The sequence below is a fragment of the Mesorhizobium sp. M0772 genome, assembly GCF_040320135.1.
In the GTDB taxonomy this organism is placed as follows: domain Bacteria; phylum Pseudomonadota; class Alphaproteobacteria; order Rhizobiales; family Rhizobiaceae; genus Mesorhizobium.
Genome location: NZ_JAMYPB010000031.1, coordinates 15,832 through 33,128 on the forward strand (window position 1 = coordinate 15,832; position 17,297 = coordinate 33,128).

The following is a 17,297-nucleotide window of genomic DNA, read 5'->3' on the forward strand; positions in this document are numbered from 1 at the left end:
GCCTTTCTCTTTGTGGAGAGTCCCGCGCCGCCAAATGCAGACAACCACGATTTTTTCTAATCCTATGCGATGCGCTTCACATACGAGGTTGGCCAGGCACGCCATGAATTGCGCCATCCGAGACGCAGTTGCACCGACATTCATTAGCGCTCGTTAACTTTTGAGCGGATGGCGAATTGTGGGAATATGCAACCGTGTGCTAACGTTGGGTCACGTACGGTTTTAGAGCCGGTCGCCGGGGGTATCTGTGATCGATCTCGCACTCTGGCTTGCTCCGCTGGACGGTGAAAATCCGTCAGGCGAAGACTTGCGCAACGATCCGGCTTTTCATGAGCTGGAGCGGCTCACGGAGCCGCAGGTCAAGGTCGTCCATGACGGGCGCAACAAGCCAGCCGCGCAATCGACCATTCCGGTCGACTGGCCTGCCGTGCTCGGCAAGGCCGAGGAGTTGCGTTCGCATGGCCGCGACCTGCGCTTGCTTGTCATTGTCGCCCGGGCGTTGGCCAATGAAGAGGGATTGGCCGGACTGGCCCAGGGCCTGACCCTGATTGCAAGGACCTTCGAGACGCATTGGGAGACGATGCACCCGGCGCTGCGTCCCGGCGGCCAGCCGCGCGACGCCGCCTTGCGCCGCCTCAACGCGCTGGCCGACCTGCAGAACGGCCAGGAAGGCCTAATGGCGAACCTCAGGCAGATGGTCTTCTTCGCGCCGCGTCCCATCGGGCCGATCAGCGGACGCGATCTCGAACAGGGTGCGCTCGACGATCGCGTCATGCTTCAGGAAGCGGCGTCGGGATTGAATGCCACGGAGAAGGCAGCGCTGGTCAGCGCGCACGGACAGCTCCTGAACCGGGTGGGCAGCGGTTGTGCCGCCCATCAGGACCAGGCCGGTGAACAGATGACAGCGCTCATCGCCGGGGCGCACGCAGCGATCGAGGCGCTCGACGCGGTCGATACGGCCCTGAATGCCCGTCTTGACAGCAACGGGGCTGCCGTCCCGGACCTGAAACGATTTTTGCAGCGCGTGCTGACGACGCTGGAACGCAATACGGCGGTCGAGACCACGGAAGAGGCAGCGACGAAGGGAGCCGCCAGCCCGGCTGCTGCCGCGGCAAGCCCGGCCGCGCCGGTCAGAAACGGTCATGGAGCCGAGACGATGGCAAGCTACGCTGAGACCGGTGCGGGACTCCCGGACAGGATTTCCTCGCGCGACGATGTGGTGAAGTGCCTAGACCTTGTGGTCGCGTTCTACGACCGCACCGAGCCGTCGAGCCCGATCCCGCATCTCGCCCGCCGGGTGCGCAGGATGGTGCACATGGATTTCGTTGAACTGATGGAAGACCTCGCCCCGTCGGGGCTCAAGGAATTCCGGCTGCTCGCCGGCGTTCCCGACGCCAAGAAGACTGCCCAGAAGGATGAAAGGTAGCAACACATGCCAGCCGAAAGCAAAGCGAAGGTCATCGAGCGAAATCGCGCCCCGCGCGTGCAGATCGCCTACGATGTCGAAACCTACGGCAGCCCGACGACGATCGAACTGCCGTTCGTCATGGGCGTGATGGCCGACCTGTCGGGCGCATCGCAGACCAGGGAAGCGTCCAAGACGGTGCTCGACCGTTCCTTTGTCGAGACCGATGCCAACCGCTTCCCCAAATTCATGGAAGCGCTGGGGCCCAGGGTCAAGGCGCGGGTGAAGAACACGCTGCCGCAGGCCGAGGGACAGGAGCGCGACGAAGAACTGGCGCTCGACCTGACCTTCACCAAGATGGGCGATTTCGCCCCCGACAAGATCGCCGAACAGGTCCCGCAACTGGCCGAAATCCTCAAGATGCGGCGCCAGCTCGAGGAGCTGCTCGGCTTCATGGACGGCCGCGTCGATGCCGAAAAGCGCATCGCCCAATTGCTGAACAACCAGCCGCTGCTTGGCCAGATCGCCGCCCAGGCGCTGTCCGACGACAAGGGTGAGGAATAGATCATGGCCGAACAGCAAAAGACCGCAGCATCCGTCGCCGAGGCCGAGGCCGTCGATCTCGGTGAATTCAGCCAGCTCTTGGAGAAGGACTTCAAGGTCAAGAAGGACGACAGCGAGAAGCTGCAGCAGCTGGTGCGCAACCTGGCGCTGGCGGCGCAGTCGCGCTCCGAGACGACGACGATCTCGTCCAACTCGATCAAGTCGATCAAGTCGTTGATCGCCGGCATCGACAAGATGCTGACGACCCAGGTCAACGAAATCCTGCACGCGCCGGAAGTGCGGCAGATGGAAGGCACCTGGCGCGGCCTCTGGTACCTCATCAACAACACCGAGACGGATCAGAAGCTGAAGATCCGGGTGATGAACATTTCCAAGGAGCAGCTGGCCGATACGCTCGAAGACTATGAAGGCCAGATGTGGGACCAGAGCCCGATCTTCAAGAAAGTCTACACCGACGAGTATTCGATGCTCGGCGGCGAACCGATCGGCTGCGTGATCGGCGCCTACGAGTTCTCCAACCACCCGCGCGACGTCGGCCTGTTGCGCAACATCTCCGGCATCTGCGCCTCGGCGCACACGCCGTTCATCGCCGCCGCCTCGCCACGGCTGTTCCGCATGGACAGCTGGCAGGAACTGCCCAACCCGCAGGACCTGCAGCAGATCGTCTCCAACCCGGCCTACGCCTCGTGGCAATCGCTGCGCGAGAGCGAGGATGCGCGCTATATCGGGCTGACCATGCCGCGCGTGCTGGCGCGGCTGCCCTACGGCTCGGAGACAGTCCCGGTCAAGGGCTTCTCCTTCGAGGAGGAAGTGCAGGGCGATCACAACAAATATGTCTGGATGAACGCTGCCTTCCCGATGGGCGTCAACATCAACCGCAGCCACAAGCTCTATGGCTGGGGCACCCAGATCCGCGGCGTCGAAAATGGCGGCACTGTGCTTAACCTGCCGGTGCACTCCTTCCCGACCGATGACGGCTCGATCGCGATGAAATGCCCGACGGAAGTCGCCATCGACGACCGGCGCGAGGCGGAACTGGCCAAGCTCGGGCTGATGCCGATCCTGCACCGCAAGAACACCGATCTCGCGGCCTTTATCGGCGCCCATTCGCTGCAGGATGACGAGACGCGGGCCGGCCGCCTGGTCGACCCCGACGCCCAGTCCAACGAGCGGCTCTCCGCCAACCTGCCCTATCTGTTCCCGGTCTCGCGCTTCGCCCACTACCTCAAGGCGATTGCGCGCGACAAGGTCGGCTCGTTCAAGGAACGCACCGACATGCAGATCTGGTTGACCGAATGGATCAACCGGTACGTGCTGGCCAACCCGGCCTTCGCCGACGACAAGGCGCGCGCCAAGCGTCCGCTTGCCGCCGCCGAGGTGCAGGTCGACAGCGTGGAGGGCCGGCCGGGCTACTACAACGCCCGCTTCTATCTGCGCCCGCACTACCAGCTGGAGGGCATCAATGCCTCGCTCAGGCTGGTGTCGGAATTGCCGTCCGTGAAGACCTGATTGCAGCAACCAAACCTTTGTTTGAAAGCGTGGAGAACGAAAATGCCCACAATGAAGATCGACGGTTTTCTGAAAGTTCCGGATATCAAGGGGCCCAGCACGCGCGACGGCCATGACGACGAGATCGAAATCCATGGCGTCGATTACAAGATGGTCGCGCCCTACGACCCCAATTCCCTCTCGCGCCGAGGCCGCGTGTCGATGGGCATGATCAAGTTCACCAAGCACTACGACAAGGCCTCACCCTATCTGGCCAAGGCCCTGTTCGAAAACAAGGCGCTGGACGAGGTCAAATTCTCCGCTCGGCGGACCATCGACGGCGAGAGCAAGGACTATCTGGTCGTTACCCTGACCGACGCCTCGATCATGGAATACGACATGTCGCAGGCCGATGATGAAGCCGACCTGATCCAGGAGGAAGTCTCCTTCGCCTACAAGAAGATCAAGTTCGTCTATGACGACAATGACGAAGCCGAAATGGATGTCTATGTCGGCAAGTGAGGGGCGAGCAAAGCGCCCTGCCGCCGACAAGGTACAGGCGGGCGGTTCACGGGCCAAGCGCGAGGCGGTACAGCCTTCGCTGTGGGACCGCCTCGTCAACGATCTGCCGGGCGTGAGCTCGGAGATAGACGGGCTCAGGCAGGCTCTGCAGGAGGAGCTTGGCGCAGAGCGCCTGGACGAGCTGCTGGCAGACGGACCGAGGCGCATCGACGCCGATGACGCATTGAACCCCGATCAGAAGCGCCGGCTGCACCGGCTGGCGTTTCAGAACCGGCACCGTGGCGAGCTTGAAAGCCGAGGCATCGTGGTGTCGCCCGATGTGCTGCGCGAGGCCGTGCGGCGCGACATCGAGGCGCTGTTCAACACCGAGCGTTTCGAATCCGCGCCGCTGCTATCCGATCTCGAGGCCGAGCAGATGACCGACAGTCCGACATCGCTGGCCGACTTTCCGGAGGTGCGCCGCAGCGTTGTCAATTATGGCGTGCCGTCCTTCTCCGGCCGGTCGTCGCGCGACTTCGATCGCGATGTTCTGGCTCGCGAGATCCGCGCCGTGCTCGCCGCATTCGAGCCGCGGCTGAAGGAGAGCGCGACGAAAGTCACGGTCAACCTCGGCGACAAGACCGGCCTGAAGATCGAGATCGACGCCGTGCTGATCATGACGCCGACGCCCGAGCGCATGCGCCTGCGCACGACGATCAATCTCGACAACGGACTGGCGCGCACCGAGTTCAGGGAAGCCTGAGAGATGGACCGGGTCTTCGTAGAATATTACGAGGAGGAACTGTCCCACATACGCGGGCTGGCGGCGGAGTTCGCCGACATGCATCCGGCGGTTGCCCGCAATTTGTCGCTGGATACGGTGCCGTGTCCCGACCCCTATGTCGAGCGGCTGCTCGACGGCGTCGCCTTCCTCGCCGCGCGCACGCGCCTGAAGGTGGATGCCGAGCGCTCGCGGTTTTCGCGCAGCATCCTCGACGTGCTTTACCCCGATCTGGTCACGCCGGCGCCGGCAACCGCCATGGTGGTGCTGAAGCCCGGCCAGCAGGTGCAGACGATGCTTGCCGGCCACGTCGTCAAGCGCGGCACCCGGCTGGTCTCCAGCCTGCAGGCAGGCCTGTCGACACGCTGCACCTTCACCACCGCGCAGGACATGACGCTGTTTCCGATCGCGATCAGTTCGGTCGGCTATTTCCAGGATCGCAGCGCGCTTGCCGCCGCCGGTATCGGCCCGATCGCCGGCAAGGCCGGCGAAGCGGCACTTCGCATCACGCTGGCGCGGACCGGCAAAGGCAAGCTCGACGAACTGGCGCTCGACCGGCTCGACTTCTATTTCGCCAACCGCACCAAGGCGCCGCTGATCTTCGACGCCATCTTCGGAGTCTGCTCTGGTGTCGGCACTCGACCGGAAGGCAAGACCAATCCATTGTCGCCGCTACCGCCGCCGGAGATGGTCGGGATTGCCGATGCCGAGGCGCTGATGCCGCGCACGCGGCCGACCTTCGAAGGCTACCGCCTGCTGCGCGAATATTTCATGATGCCCGAGCGCTTCCATTATGCGCGCGTCACCGGCTTGCAGCCGGTCGTGCGTAAATGCCAGGCCGGGCTCGAAATCATCTTCCTGTTCCGGCGTCCGGTGCCCGAACTCGCCGATCTGACGCCGGCGGATTTCGATCTCTTCGCCACCCCGATCATCAATCTCTTCGAGCGCGAGTGCAACATCGTCGAGCTCGACCAGCGCAAGACACGCCAGGTGCTGCATGCCGACCGCACGCGGGCGCGCGACTTTGAAATCTACCGCGTCATCCGCGTCGAAGACGCCGATGCCGAGGGACCCGACGCGGAGATACCGGAACTCTTCAGCCTTGGGCAAAATCGCGGCAGCGGCTGGGTCTATTCGACGGAGCGGCGGCCGCGCCGGCCGACCGAGGACGAGCGGCGCCAGGGCGTGACGCGGACCTCCTATGCCGGCGACGACGTCTTCCTGGCGGTGTCGCGCCCAGTCAACAGTCAGGCCAACCGGCCGCTCAAGCGCGTCGATATCATGGCGCTTTGCACCAATCGCGACCTGGCCATCCTCGACGACACGCCGACCCTGACGCTGGAAGCCGGCGACCCTGTGGAGACGGTCCGGCTGCTCGGCGCATTGCGTTCGCCGCAGCCGGCGATCCCGGCAGCGCTGCCGACCGGCGCCGACGGCGAGTCGCGCGCCGACGACCTGGCCTGGCGGCTGGTGTCACAGCTGGCGCTCAACTTCCTCAGCCTGGCCAAGGAAGGCCGCGGCGTCGATCCGCTGCACGCGCTGCTCGATCTCTATGCCGAGCGCGGCGACCCCGGGCTCGCCCGCAATGTGCGCTCGATCGTGCGCATCGACTCGCGCGCGGTGATCGAAAGGCTGGCGATCGAAGGGCCGATGTGCTTCGGCCGCGGCACGGAAGTGACGCTGCATGTCGACCAGTCGGTGCTGGCGGGACAGAGCACTCTGCTGCTGTCGGGCCTGCTGTCGCGGCTGTTTGCCCGCCATGCCGGCATTAACGGGTTCGTGCGCACGCGCACGCGGTTGCTCCAGAAACAGGAGGATGTGCCATGGCCGATGACGCCCGGCAATCGCTACCTGATCTAGAGCGAGCCGCAACCCTGTCCGAGAGTTTCGACTTTTTCGAACTGCTGCGCCGGCTCGAACGGCAAGGCGGCCTGTTCGGCCATTCCGGCCGGCCGGACCGCGAGCCGGCAAGGCTCGGCCAGAATGTGCGGCTGTCCTTCGCAGTGCAGGACGTGGTGGATTTCCGCGAGCCGACCGACAAGTCGCCGGCGCGGGTGACGGTCAACAATCTCGGCCTGCTCGGGCCTGAAGGGCCGATGCCGCTGCATCTGACGCGCTGGGTGCTCGATCGGCTTTCGCAGCGCTGGTATGCAGGCGCCGAGGCGCGGCAAACGAGCGACACGACCTTCGTCGATTTCGTCAACATCCTGCAGCACCGGATGATCGCGCTTTATTATCGCGCCTGGGCGGATGCGCATCCGGCCGTGCAGGTCGAACGCGGTGTCGGCGGCCGCGTCCGTTCCATGCTGGAAGCGATGGCCGGCATCGGGCTGCCGGGCACGCAGGATGCCGAACTCGATACAGTAAAACTTCGCCAGGCCGCCTCGCTCGCCAGCCAGGTCGACGGTCCCGAGCGACTGACGCTGTTCCTGGCCGAAGCCTTCAAAGTGCCGGTGGTGCTGAAGGAGTTCGTCGCGGCCTGGATGACCATCCCCAAGGCGCTGCAGACGCGGCTTGCCGGCAGCTATGCCACGCTCGGCCGCAGCGCCACCATCGGCCCGCGCAGCTTCAGCCGGCAGAGCCGCATCGAGCTGCGCATCGGCGCGCTCAGCTATATCGATTACAAGGCCTTCCTGCCGGGCGGTGAGCGGCTGAAGCTGTTGAAGCAGGCGGTGCGCGACCTGATCGGCGAGACCATCGATGTCGATCTCAGGATCGTGCTTGCGGCAAAGGCAGTGCCGCCGGCGAAGCTCGGCACCGTCCAGCTTGCCCGCACCACCTGGCTGGCGCGACCGGTCGAAAAGGGGGACGCCGACGACATGCGGTTGCGGACCATCGTCGGCTGGCGGGAAGAGGTGGCGGCATGAGCCTGCTTCTGACTCTCGAACAGGGACCACGCGCGCAAGTCACGCGGCAGGCGCGGCTGGACGAGGGCGAGCTGGTAATCGGCCGCAGCGCCGACGCCGACTGGCAGATCAACGATCCCGACATGTTCGTCTCGCGCGCCCACTGCAAGATCACCAGCAAGCAGGGCGGCTATTTCGTCACCGATACCTCCAGCAGTGGGTTGTTCATCGACGATGCCGCCAGCCCGCTCGGCGCGGGAAATACCGCGCGCCTGCAAAGCGGCATGCGACTGCGACTGGGCGACTATGTGGTGTGGGTCGATTTGCAGACGGCGAAGACCGAGGCGCCGGCCTCCAGGCCTTCAGCGCCTGCCAGTAAGCCGGCGGCGTCGCGGGCGCCGGTCAGCCTCGGCGGCGACGATTTCTTTTCGTCCACCACGGAAGAAGAGCCGGGACGGCCACGCCCTGCCAACCTGCCCGATCCATTCGAAAAGCCGGTGCCCGGCGCATTCGCGCGTGCGCGGTCCGATGAACGCAGCTCGCAGGCGTTCGACGATCCGTTCAGCCTCGACCCTGTGGCAACGCCGGTGGCCGAGACCGCCCCCGACAAGGGTGTTGGCAAGCCGCTGTTCGACGATCCCTTCGGCCTCGATTCCGCACCGCTGTCGAGAGAGCCGAGCAGATCCAGTTCCGAGCAGCCGCCGGCCTACGATGACGGGTTTGGTTTTGGCCCGGCCGAGTCCACCAGTCTCGACGCAGGCGCGACGGATGGCGGCGCAGTGGATGCGCCCTCGCCTGCCCCGGCGCCCTGGGATCTGCCGGTCCGCGCGGCCGAGGCATCGCCACAGCGGCCACCGCCAACCCCGCCTCCACCGCCACCACGTGCTCCTGTCCGGCAAGCTGCTGCGCGACCGTCGACCGGACAGGCGGACGCGGAATTGCGCGCCGCTTTCCTGCGCGGCATGGGCATGGACGAGTCCGATTTTCCCGGCGGCGATCCGGTGGCCGACATGGAAAAATTCGGCCGCGAGTACCGGCTGATGATGGAAGGGCTGATGCAGCTTTTGCGCAAGCGCGCCGAAGAGAAGGGCAACGCTCGCGTCGCTCAAACGGTGGTTGGCGCATCCGAAGTCAACCCACTCAAATTCCTGCCTTCGGTCGACGATGCTCTGGTGACCATGCTGGCCGAGCGCAGCCCCGGTTTCCTCGGCGCCGAAGCGGCGATCAAGGACGCGGTGCGCGATCTGGCTCAGCACCACGTTCGTGCCTGGCGCGGCGTGCAAGGCGCGCTCAAGCGCATGATCGACCGCTTCGATCCGGCGGCGATCGAGCAGGAACTGAAGTCGAGCTCGGCGATCGGCAATCTGCTGACCGGCGGGCGCGGCGCCAAGCTCTGGGAATTGTACCAGAAACGCCACCGTGAAATCGCTCACAGCGCCGAGACGCGCTTTCTGGGCGAGATCGGCGCTGATTTTCGTGATGCATATGAGGAGGACTGAGACATGATCGACAGACGCGAATTTATCCTTGCCATCGGGGCGACGGGACTGCTGACGGCTTGCCAGAGCGGCCCGCCCAAACCATCCGTCATCACAGTGAATCTTGCCGGCGGCGCCGGCATGAACCCGGGACCGGGCGGCGGCGACAGGCCGGTGACGGTGATGATCTTGCGGCTGAAAAGCACCGGCGCCTTCAATTCGGCCGATTATTTCGCCCTGCAGGGCGGTGCCGGCGCGGCACTTGGCGGCGATCTCATCGGCTCCGACACGGTTTCCGTCGGACCCGGCAAGAGCGCATCGAAGACCATCACGGTCGAACCGGAAGTGGCAGCACTCGGCTTCGTCGCGCTGATCAGGGAACCCGGCGGACGCAACTGGCGCACGACCAAATCGGTTTCGCCGGGATCGAAGTTCACGGTCAATGTGAAGCTCGGCAGCGGCGGGATTTCCGCCTAAAGCGCGTCGCGTTTGAACGGATTCAGGCGACGCGCTTTAGATCTTTATTTTTATGCATGTCGTTCTCTCAAAACCGTGACCACTTTTGAGCGACATGCATTGGCGGCAAAAGTCCGCAAGCCGCGCAACATGATGAGCAGGAAGCAGAGAGTGCCGGCATGAGCGATGCAAACAGGGTGCTGTGGTCGGAGGGACTGTTCCTCCGCACCCAGCATTTCCAGCAACAGGACCGCTTCTTCGAAGCGACGGTGCGCGGCGCCTTGCAGGCCGGGCATCTGCATACGTTCGGCTTTCGAACGCTGACGCTCGATCAGGCACAGCTCGATGCCGGCCAGATCTCGGTGCTCTCGGCACGCGGCATCTTTCCAGACGGGACGCCATTCGCCATCCCCGAGACGATGGATGCGCCGCGGCCGCTGGCGGTGACGCCGGAGATGGGCGCTGGACCGGTGCTGATAGCGCTGCCGCTCGAACCGCCAGGCGGCGTCGGCTTCGACCCCGCTCACGCCGAGCCGTCCGGCGCGCGCTATCGCGGCCGGATCGTGTCGGTGCGCGACGCCGTGCATGGCGGCTCCGATCCTGAGGAAATCGAGATCGCACGGCCGCAGGCGCTGTTGCTGGCGCCGGGCACGGCCGTCGGCGGCTACACCGCGCTGCCGGTGGCCGAACTCAAGGGCGTGCGCGCCGATGGCGGCGTGGCCCTGGACGACACCTTCCTGCCGCCGACCTTGGTCATCGGCGCGGCGTCCTGGTACAGCCGGCTGCTGCAGGAAGTGGTCACCGGCCTCGACCAGATCGCCGAGGCGCATGGCAAGATGGTGCTGGGCGGCCCCGGGCGCAGCGTCGAGGATCTTCTGATCCTCAATTTGGTCAACGCCGCGCGGCCGCGGCTGGCGCACATGCTGGCGCAGGATGTCTTCCATCCAGCCGAGGTCTATATGGAGCTGGCTGGCTTAGCCGGCTCGATGGCGACCTATGGCTCGAGCGCAAGGCGGCTCGGCGAACTGCCTGTCTACGACCACATGGCGCCCGGACCCGCCTATTCGGCGCTGGCCGATGCGCTGCGTTCGCTGATCCTCAGCCTGCGCTACATCGAGCCGAAATCGCGCGCCCTGCCGGTCATGCGCCATGCCACCAATGTGTGGAAGATCCGCATCGACAACCCGAAACTTCTGGTGGCGAGCCGCATCGTGGTGCGGATCGGCTCCGAACTGTCGGAGGATGCCTTGCGCAAGATTTTCGTCAACCAGGCGACCGTCGGCTCGGCCAGCGAATTCGAAGGGCTGTGGAAATCACGCCTGCCCGGCATTCCGCTGAAGCCCCTGCATTCGCAACCGCGCGAAATTCCCTATGACGGCGACCGGCTGTGCCTCGAACTCGACCAGAAAAGCGAGCACTGGGCCTCGCTGCTCGAAGCGCCCGGTTTCGTGATCGGCGTTTCGGGCGTGCTGCCCAGCGAACCGCAGGTCGACTGCTACTCGGTCAACAGGTGAGATGATGAGCAGGGACGATCCATTCGGACTGTCCGAGGATCGGGAGCGGACGCGCATTCGGCTGAGCGGAGCGCCAACGCCGCGCGCCATGCCGCTGCCGGCGTCAGGGGTGACCGCGAAACGCTCCGCGCGCGCGCATCCGAACGTGCTCGTCAACGCGTTCTCGCCGCTGCTGGAATTTGCACCCGAACTGGAAAACGCGCAGCCGCCGGAGAACCCGGAAGCCCTGCGCACCAGGCTGCTCGACGAACTTGTGCGCTGCCGCGACACCACCATGGCGCAGGGCTCCTCGCTCGAGCGCGCCGACCAGGCGGCATGGCTGGTGGCTGCGTTGCTCGATGATCTGGCGCTGAATACGCCGTGGGGCGGAGCCAGCGCATGGCCACGCCAGCCGCTGGTGGTGATGCTGCGCGGCGACGTCGATGCCGGCGCGCAGTTCTTCGCCCGGCTCGAAGAGCTTGAACGCCATCCCAATCGCGACCGCGAAATGCTGGAGTTGCAATATCATTGCATGGCGCTCGGCTTCCGCGGCAAATATCGCGTGCCGGGCCGCTCCGGCGACCGTTCGCTCAATGCGGTGCGGGTGGCTGCAGCGCGTTTCCTGCGCGACAGCGACGCCGAAGGCGCACCGCTGTCGCCCAACTGGAAGGGCGTGATCGCCTCCGACGAACCGCAGCGCTTCATCGTGCCGATCTGGGTGATGGTTGCGGCGGCGGCGGTGATCGCCACCGCCATCCATATCGGCCTGTCGATGAGCCTGAGCAGCCAGGCGGTCGAGCTTTCGGCGCTGGTTCGCGCCTTGCCGCCGCCGACGCGTACGGATGTCACCCGCGCTTCGCCGAAGGTCGACGCGCCGCCGCCGGTGGCGGTGGATTTCGCGCTGCTGCCGGAATTCCAGGCGGCAGCACCCGACGAGCTCAAGAGAGCGCTGAGCGGCACGGAGAGCGTGTCGCTGGCGCGGCTGGTCATCCAGGCCTCCAATCCCGAACTCTTCCAGTCGTCGCGCGCGCAGCTGACAGACGGCTTCGATCCGCTCATCGCCTCGGTCGCCAAGGTGATCCTCGAGAACCAGGAGCTGATCGGCGATATCACCGTGGTCGGCCACACCGACGGCGTTCCCTTGCAAAAGACCAACCCACTGTCCACCAACCAGCGGCTGTCGGAAGCCCGCGCCGCGGAAATTGCCGATATCCTGATTCAGAACGGCGTGCCGAAGGAGCGCGTGCGCTCCGAAGGCCGGGCCGCCACCGATCCGGTGGCCGACGACGGCACACGCGAAGGCCGGGCCTTGAACCGCCGCGTCGAAGTGCTGGTCGAAAAGAGGCTGTGACATGTTCATCCTGCGCTTCCTCTGGGCGGTCCTGACTTCGCGTTTCCTGTGGACGCTCATCGGCCTGGCGCTGCTGTCGCTGATCATCTGGGTATTCGGCCCGATCGTACGGGTCGGCGACTATGTGCCGATGGCGTCGGAGACGGTGCGCATCGTCATCATCGCTCTTCTGGTGATCTTCTGGCTGATCTGGCTGATCGTCGCGCAGCGCCGCGCGATCCGCGCCAACCGCATGTTCGTCGCCGAGATTTCCGCCCCGGTCGAGGAAAAGCGGCTCAGCCCGGGCGAGGAAAACGTCGCCGCGGTCGGCGCCAAGTTCCAGGACGTCATGGTCGAGTTGAAGCGCCGCAAGCTCGGCGGCCGCAAGTTCCTGCGCGAGATGCCGTGGTATGTGATCGTCGGCCCGCCGGCGACCGGCAAGACGACGGCCTTGCGCCAATCCGGCCTCAACTTTCCCATCGACCTGACCGACGATCTGCAGGGCATCGGCGGTACCCGTAACTGCGACTGGTTCTTCTCCGAAAACGCAGTGATGATCGACACCGCTGGCCGCTATGTCCAGCAGGAAAGCCAGCCCGATGTCGACGCCGTGGAATGGCTGGGCTTCCTCGATCTGTTGAAGAAGCATCGTGGCCGTCGTGCGCTCAACGGCGTCATCGTTGCGCTTGGGATCGACGCGCTGTCCGAGGGCGACGAAGCCGTCAAGGCGCATGGCCGCAAGATCCGCAGGCGCTTGGCCGAGCTCGAAGAGCGGCTGGAAATCCGCTTGCCGGTCTATCTCATGCTGACCAAGGCCGATCTGATCAGAGGCTTCGAGGCTTTCTTCGGCGGCCTGTCGACGGCGGCGCGCGAACAGGTATGGGGGACGACCTTCCCGCTCGACGCGCGCGTCGATGCCAAGGCGATCGCGGGTGAAGTCACGACGCTGTCGAGGGAGCTGGAAAAGCGGCTGGTGCCACGGCTGGAGGATGAGGACAAGCTGGCCGAACGGGCCGAGATCTTCCGCTTTCCCGCACAGCTGCAAAGCCTGTCCGAGCCGATCCAGGTGCTGGTCGAGGCGATGTTCGGCGAGAGCCGCTACGAGGAGGCAGCCTGGCTGCGCGGCCTCTATCTGACCTCGGCCACCCAGGAAGGCGCGCCGATCGATCGGCTGACCGCAGCGCTGGCCTCCTCCTTCGGGCTGCCGGCACGACGCACGATGCCGGCGCAGCGCTTCGAGAAGCGCAGCTTCTTCCTCAAAAACCTTTTGACCGAGGTGATCTTCAAGGAGGCCGGGCTCGGCACCTTCGATCCGCTGGCGCAGCGCCGCCGCAGCTGGATCTGGCGCGGTGCCGCCGCTGCCTGCGCGGCTGCGGCCATACTCGCCGGCGGCCTGTTCACCTGGTCCTACTACGACAACCGCAACGCCATCGCCGCGCAAGCCGGCCAGTTCGAAGCACTGCAGGCGCCGCTGACGTCGACCGCCGCGACGCCCGCCTCGGTGCTGCAGCCGGCTATGGACGTTGCCCTGACCGCCATGGACGAAGTCGCCAATGCCAGGACTGCGCCTCCGAACAAGGCACAGGACCTGCTCGGACCATCGGCTTCGGCCGAGATGATGCGGGCGCAGACCGACACCTATGACCACGCTCTGCGCAACGTGCTGGAGCCGCGGATGGTGGCGTTGCTCGAAGCGACCATGTGGCGGCAGATCCGCGATCCGGACTTCATGCTGGGGGCGCTCAAGACCTACCGCATGATGACCGGTCTGTCTCAGATGGACTCCGACTTCGTCGAGAATTGGTGGGTGAACGACCTGCCCGAATTCGCGCCGGCCGCGCCCTTCCCGACAGCCGATGCGGAAGAACACCAGCTGGCAGCGATCCGCCGCATGGCGGTCGACGACAGCTACATCGCGCCCGACCAGGCGCTGGTCGCCGAAGCGCTGAAAACGGTCTGCACGATCTCGCTGCCGGCGCGGGCCTACAAGCAATTGCTGGCCGATCCGGCGGTGGCCGGATTGAAGGAATGGATCCCCGCCAATTTCGCCGGGCCGAACGGCGCCAAGGTGTTTTCGCGACGCTCCGACAAGACGCTGCGCGTCGGCATATCAGGCGCCTTCACCTATGACGGCTTCCACGATGCGATCCTCGACCGGGTCGAGGATGTCGCCGCCCAGGCGGCACTCGACCGCGCCGTGTTTGCCGGCGGCTGCTCGGAAAATTCCGAGACGTCGGTGTCGGCGCTATCGGAAGATATCCTGAAGCTCTACTATGACGATTACATCGCGCAGTGGGACAGTTTTTTGCGCGACATGCGGCTGGCGCCGCTCAGCGACCTCAACATTGCCAGCGAGAATCTGAAGGACCTTTCCAGCGCCGATTCCGCGCTCAAGCGGCTGTTGACGGCGGTGGTCCAGGAGGTCGACCTCACCCGCTCGGACGAGGCGCCGGCCGGTGACGACAAGGCGGCGGCCAAGGGCGGGTCGAAACTGCTGGGCAAGCTCGGCAAACTGGGCAAGATCGTCAAGACCGGCGCCAAGCTGTTGCCGCGCGCAGGATCGGCCAGCGAAGTCGACCTGACCGGCACGTTGGTGGCCGAACACTTCAAGCCGCTCAAGAGCACGATTGCCGAGGTCGACGGCCAGCCGCCGGCGCTCGATGCCGCGGTCGTCGCGCTGACGGCGCTGTCCAACGTGCTGCAGACGGTGACCGCCAATCCCGACCCGCAGGACGCGATCAAGAAACAGGGCGGGCTTGCCGAACTGACCGGCGCCGTCGCCCGCCAGGCGCAAATCCTGCCCGACCCGGTCAACACCTGGCTGAGCGGCATTGCCGGCGACACCAGCGGGTTGACGCAGAAGGCCGTGGCCTCCGAGCTCAACGCCATCTGGCGCGCCGACATCCTGCCCTTCTGCCAGGCCGCGCTCAACGACCGCTATCCGTTCAGCCCCGACAGTGCCGTCGACGTCAACGTGCGCGACTTCGCCCGCCTGTTCGGACCGGCAGGGATGATCGACGGCTTCATCAACGACCATCTGATCGGCTATGTCGACACCTCGGCGCAGCCGTGGAAATGGCGTGCCGATTTCGGCCTCGACCCGTCCGCACTTGCCGCCTTCGAGCAGGCGCGGCGCATCCGCGACGATCTCTTCCCGGGTGGTCAAGGTCCAGTGATGGCGTTCACGCTTGAGCCGACGGACCTGTCGCCCAACGTCACCCGCGTCACCCTCAATCTCGACGGCCAGACCCTGGTCTACTTCAACAACGCAACGCGGCCGCAGCCGATGACCTGGCCCGGCAAGGACGGCACCGGCGTCATCTCGCTCGCTTTCCAGCCGATCGACGGCTCGCCCGAGATCATGCTCAACGAGACCGGCAGCTGGGCGTGGCTGAGGATGCTGCGCGGCGGCCGCTTTACCGGCACCTCGCTGTCCGATGTCTACAGCCTGCGGCTGGGGACGAAAGGCATGTACGCCGACTTCAAGCTCAAGGCGGCGAGTGTCGAGAACCCCTACAACCTCCAGATGTTCAAGAAATTCTCATGTCCGCCGCAGATCTGAACATCGGCTTCTTCGGCAAGATTCCGGCGACCGGAGATTTCGTTGCCGTAAACCTGCCGCGGACCTTCATCGACCGCTGGGACCGCTGGATGTCGATGGAGTTGCGCGAGAGGCCAGACGAGGGGGAATTGGATTCGCGTGTTTGGCGCTTCATCGTCAAGAGCGGCATTTTCGGCGACCGGCCCTGTGCCGGCGCATGGCGCATGAGCGAGGACCGCGTGGGACGCCGCTATCCGTTCGCGATCATCGGGATTGGGGCTACACCGGCACCTGACGATGCATGGTTCGACGGCGTTGCGTCAATCGTTGATGAAGCGGTCGAATTGCAGAGGACGCAGTCCTGGATAGCCGAAGGCTTGGCCAACCTTGCCGCGCCCAGCAACAGCCATGGCGATCCGAACCGGATTGGCTTCTGGCTCGACGACTGGTCGGTGCATGAGTTCGCGTTCTCGGATATTCACGACCTGGCGGCCAACGCCCTGCCGAAAATGCGCGCCCCGCGCCCTGAGACGGAATAGCTCTGATGGGCAGCACAGTCTTTGCTGAAGGCATGGGCTTCTTCCACAAAGGAAGCGGCGGCAAGGGCGTGGCGCCGGGAGATGTGTGCTTGAGCCCGCCTTCCCCGCCGGCAGGCCCGGTTCCGGTTCCATACGTCAACATGCTGTCTTCCAGCGATCTCACCAAAGGCAGTAAGAGCGTCAAGATCGAAGGCAATCCGACCGCGCTCGAAAGCTCGTCGGAGGTTGCGACCAGCACCGGCAACGAGCCGGCCACCCAAGGCCTCGGCGCGGGGGTCATAACGCACAAGATCAAGGGCAAGGGAGTGTTCAAGCTCTGGTCGTTCGTCGTCAAGGTGGAGGGTAAGGGTGTCTGCCGCCATGGCGACACCATGGAGCAGAACACGGCAAGTCCACTCCCGAACACCATCGATACCGCCGCCTTGGTCAACTTCCGCAATGCTCTTCTGGTGAAAGAGAAGAAGAAATGCACGACCGATTATTGCTACGACGATCATTACACCCAGCCAACAGGCCCGCAGAAAGCCAAGGTTCAGAACCGGCCATGCTGGGAATGCAAACGTAACCTTGACAGGTTGAAGAAACGCACGACCGGCAAGAACAAGACCGCGATCAAGCGACTGGAGGCCAAGGTCAACCGGCAAATTTCGGGGAAGGAAGCCCCGCTGATCGCCGATCACCAGCCGACGCAGAAGGCAGCGTGGTACGCGGGTGGATGCAATATAGAGATCGTCCCACAAGGCTTCAAGGATGCGATGAAAGCGCTTTACGTCAGGCCGCATTGCTCCAGCCACAGCAACAGCCAGCCGGGCCGGCAGTCGAAGGTGGACAACAAGGCGATTAGGAAGTTCATGAACGCTCGGGGGATCTAGGCG

The 17,297-nt window shown here is 64.9% G+C and carries 14 protein-coding genes; all 14 read left to right on the plus strand.

What is annotated here, in order from left to right; translation table 11 throughout:
• Positions 1 to 247: 247 nt before the first annotated feature.
• The 14 genes from tssA (at position 248) to NKI06_RS19900 (ending at position 17,294) form a co-directional block, all read left to right on the plus strand.
• Positions 248 to 1,426 carry a type VI secretion system protein TssA gene (gene tssA, locus NKI06_RS19835; protein WP_352986808.1) on the plus strand — a complete coding sequence of 393 codons (1,179 nt, stop codon included), beginning with the start codon at positions 248 to 250 and terminating at the stop codon, positions 1,424 to 1,426.
• A 6-nt stretch (positions 1,427 to 1,432) separates the two neighbouring features.
• Complete coding sequence (gene tssB / locus NKI06_RS19840) at positions 1,433 to 1,969, plus strand: type VI secretion system contractile sheath small subunit (RefSeq protein WP_023673718.1); 537 nt, start codon at positions 1,433 to 1,435, stop codon at positions 1,967 to 1,969.
• 3 nt (positions 1,970 to 1,972) lie between these two features.
• On the plus strand, positions 1,973 to 3,478 hold the full coding sequence (gene tssC / locus NKI06_RS19845) for a type VI secretion system contractile sheath large subunit (RefSeq protein ID WP_023682611.1): 1,506 nt from the start codon (positions 1,973 to 1,975) through the stop codon (positions 3,476 to 3,478).
• Between the two features lie 51 nt (positions 3,479 to 3,529).
• Positions 3,530 to 3,979: an Hcp family type VI secretion system effector gene (locus NKI06_RS19850; protein WP_023673716.1), complete on the plus strand. Its 450-nt coding sequence runs from the start codon at positions 3,530 to 3,532 to the stop codon at positions 3,977 to 3,979.
• A complete protein-coding gene (tssE, locus tag NKI06_RS19855) occupies positions 3,966 to 4,721 on the plus strand; it encodes a type VI secretion system baseplate subunit TssE (protein ID WP_023704816.1) in 756 nt (251 codons plus the stop codon). The genes NKI06_RS19850 and tssE overlap by 14 nt, the downstream gene beginning before the upstream one ends.
• A 3-nt stretch (positions 4,722 to 4,724) precedes the next feature.
• Positions 4,725 to 6,599, plus strand: a complete 1,875-nt coding sequence (gene tssF, locus NKI06_RS19860) for a type VI secretion system baseplate subunit TssF (protein WP_352986810.1) — start codon at positions 4,725 to 4,727, stop codon at positions 6,597 to 6,599.
• Positions 6,563 to 7,606, plus strand: a complete 1,044-nt coding sequence (tssG, locus tag NKI06_RS19865; protein ID WP_352747143.1) for a type VI secretion system baseplate subunit TssG — start codon at positions 6,563 to 6,565, stop codon at positions 7,604 to 7,606. Before tssF ends, tssG begins: the two co-directional genes overlap by 37 nt.
• Positions 7,603 to 9,084, plus strand: a complete 1,482-nt coding sequence (gene tagH, locus NKI06_RS19870; RefSeq protein ID WP_352986811.1) for a type VI secretion system-associated FHA domain protein TagH — start codon at positions 7,603 to 7,605, stop codon at positions 9,082 to 9,084. Before tssG ends, tagH begins: the two co-directional genes overlap by 4 nt.
• 3 nt (positions 9,085 to 9,087) lie before the next feature.
• On the plus strand, positions 9,088 to 9,540 hold the full coding sequence (gene tssJ, locus NKI06_RS19875; protein WP_352986813.1) for a type VI secretion system lipoprotein TssJ: 453 nt from the start codon (positions 9,088 to 9,090) through the stop codon (positions 9,538 to 9,540).
• 158 nt (positions 9,541 to 9,698) lie between these two features.
• Positions 9,699 to 11,033 (plus strand): type VI secretion system baseplate subunit TssK, encoded by a 1,335-nt coding sequence (gene tssK, locus NKI06_RS19880; protein ID WP_023709959.1) that lies wholly within the window; start codon positions 9,699 to 9,701, stop codon positions 11,031 to 11,033.
• A gap of 4 nt (positions 11,034 to 11,037) precedes the next feature.
• Positions 11,038 to 12,363 carry a type IVB secretion system protein IcmH/DotU gene (gene icmH / locus NKI06_RS19885; RefSeq protein WP_023815185.1) on the plus strand — a complete coding sequence of 442 codons (1,326 nt, stop codon included), beginning with the start codon at positions 11,038 to 11,040 and terminating at the stop codon, positions 12,361 to 12,363.
• Position 12,364: 1 nt separating this feature from the next.
• On the plus strand, positions 12,365 to 15,904 hold the full coding sequence (gene tssM / locus NKI06_RS19890) for a type VI secretion system membrane subunit TssM (protein ID WP_352986815.1): 3,540 nt from the start codon (positions 12,365 to 12,367) through the stop codon (positions 15,902 to 15,904).
• A complete protein-coding gene (tagF, locus tag NKI06_RS19895) occupies positions 15,886 to 16,422 on the plus strand; it encodes a type VI secretion system-associated protein TagF (protein WP_023682618.1) in 537 nt (178 codons plus the stop codon). The genes tssM and tagF overlap by 19 nt, the downstream gene beginning before the upstream one ends.
• 5 nt (positions 16,423 to 16,427) lie before the next feature.
• Positions 16,428 to 17,294, plus strand: a complete 867-nt coding sequence (locus NKI06_RS19900) for a DUF4150 domain-containing protein (RefSeq protein WP_023682619.1) — start codon at positions 16,428 to 16,430, stop codon at positions 17,292 to 17,294.
• Positions 17,295 to 17,297 lie beyond the last annotated feature (3 nt).

Coding starts and splice junctions, on each gene's coding strand:
- tssB (WP_023673718.1), top strand. CDS start 1,433: ATGCCAGCCGAAAGCAAAGCGAAGGTCATCGAGCGAAATCGCGCCCCG.
- tssC (WP_023682611.1), top strand. CDS start 1,973: ATGGCCGAACAGCAAAAGACCGCAGCATCCGTCGCCGAGGCCGAGGCC.
- NKI06_RS19850 (WP_023673716.1), top strand. CDS start 3,530: ATGAAGATCGACGGTTTTCTGAAAGTTCCGGATATCAAGGGGCCCAGC.
- tssE (WP_023704816.1), top strand. CDS start 3,966: ATGTCGGCAAGTGAGGGGCGAGCAAAGCGCCCTGCCGCCGACAAGGTA.
- tssF (WP_352986810.1), top strand. CDS start 4,725: ATGGACCGGGTCTTCGTAGAATATTACGAGGAGGAACTGTCCCACATA.
- tssG (WP_352747143.1), top strand. CDS start 6,563: ATGGCCGATGACGCCCGGCAATCGCTACCTGATCTAGAGCGAGCCGCA.
- tagH (WP_352986811.1), top strand. CDS start 7,603: ATGAGCCTGCTTCTGACTCTCGAACAGGGACCACGCGCGCAAGTCACG.
- tssJ (WP_352986813.1), top strand. CDS start 9,088: ATGATCGACAGACGCGAATTTATCCTTGCCATCGGGGCGACGGGACTG.
- tssK (WP_023709959.1), top strand. CDS start 9,699: ATGAGCGATGCAAACAGGGTGCTGTGGTCGGAGGGACTGTTCCTCCGC.
- icmH (WP_023815185.1), top strand. CDS start 11,038: ATGAGCAGGGACGATCCATTCGGACTGTCCGAGGATCGGGAGCGGACG.
- tssM (WP_352986815.1), top strand. CDS start 12,365: ATGTTCATCCTGCGCTTCCTCTGGGCGGTCCTGACTTCGCGTTTCCTG.
- tagF (WP_023682618.1), top strand. CDS start 15,886: ATGTCCGCCGCAGATCTGAACATCGGCTTCTTCGGCAAGATTCCGGCG.
- NKI06_RS19900 (WP_023682619.1), top strand. CDS start 16,428: ATGGGCAGCACAGTCTTTGCTGAAGGCATGGGCTTCTTCCACAAAGGA.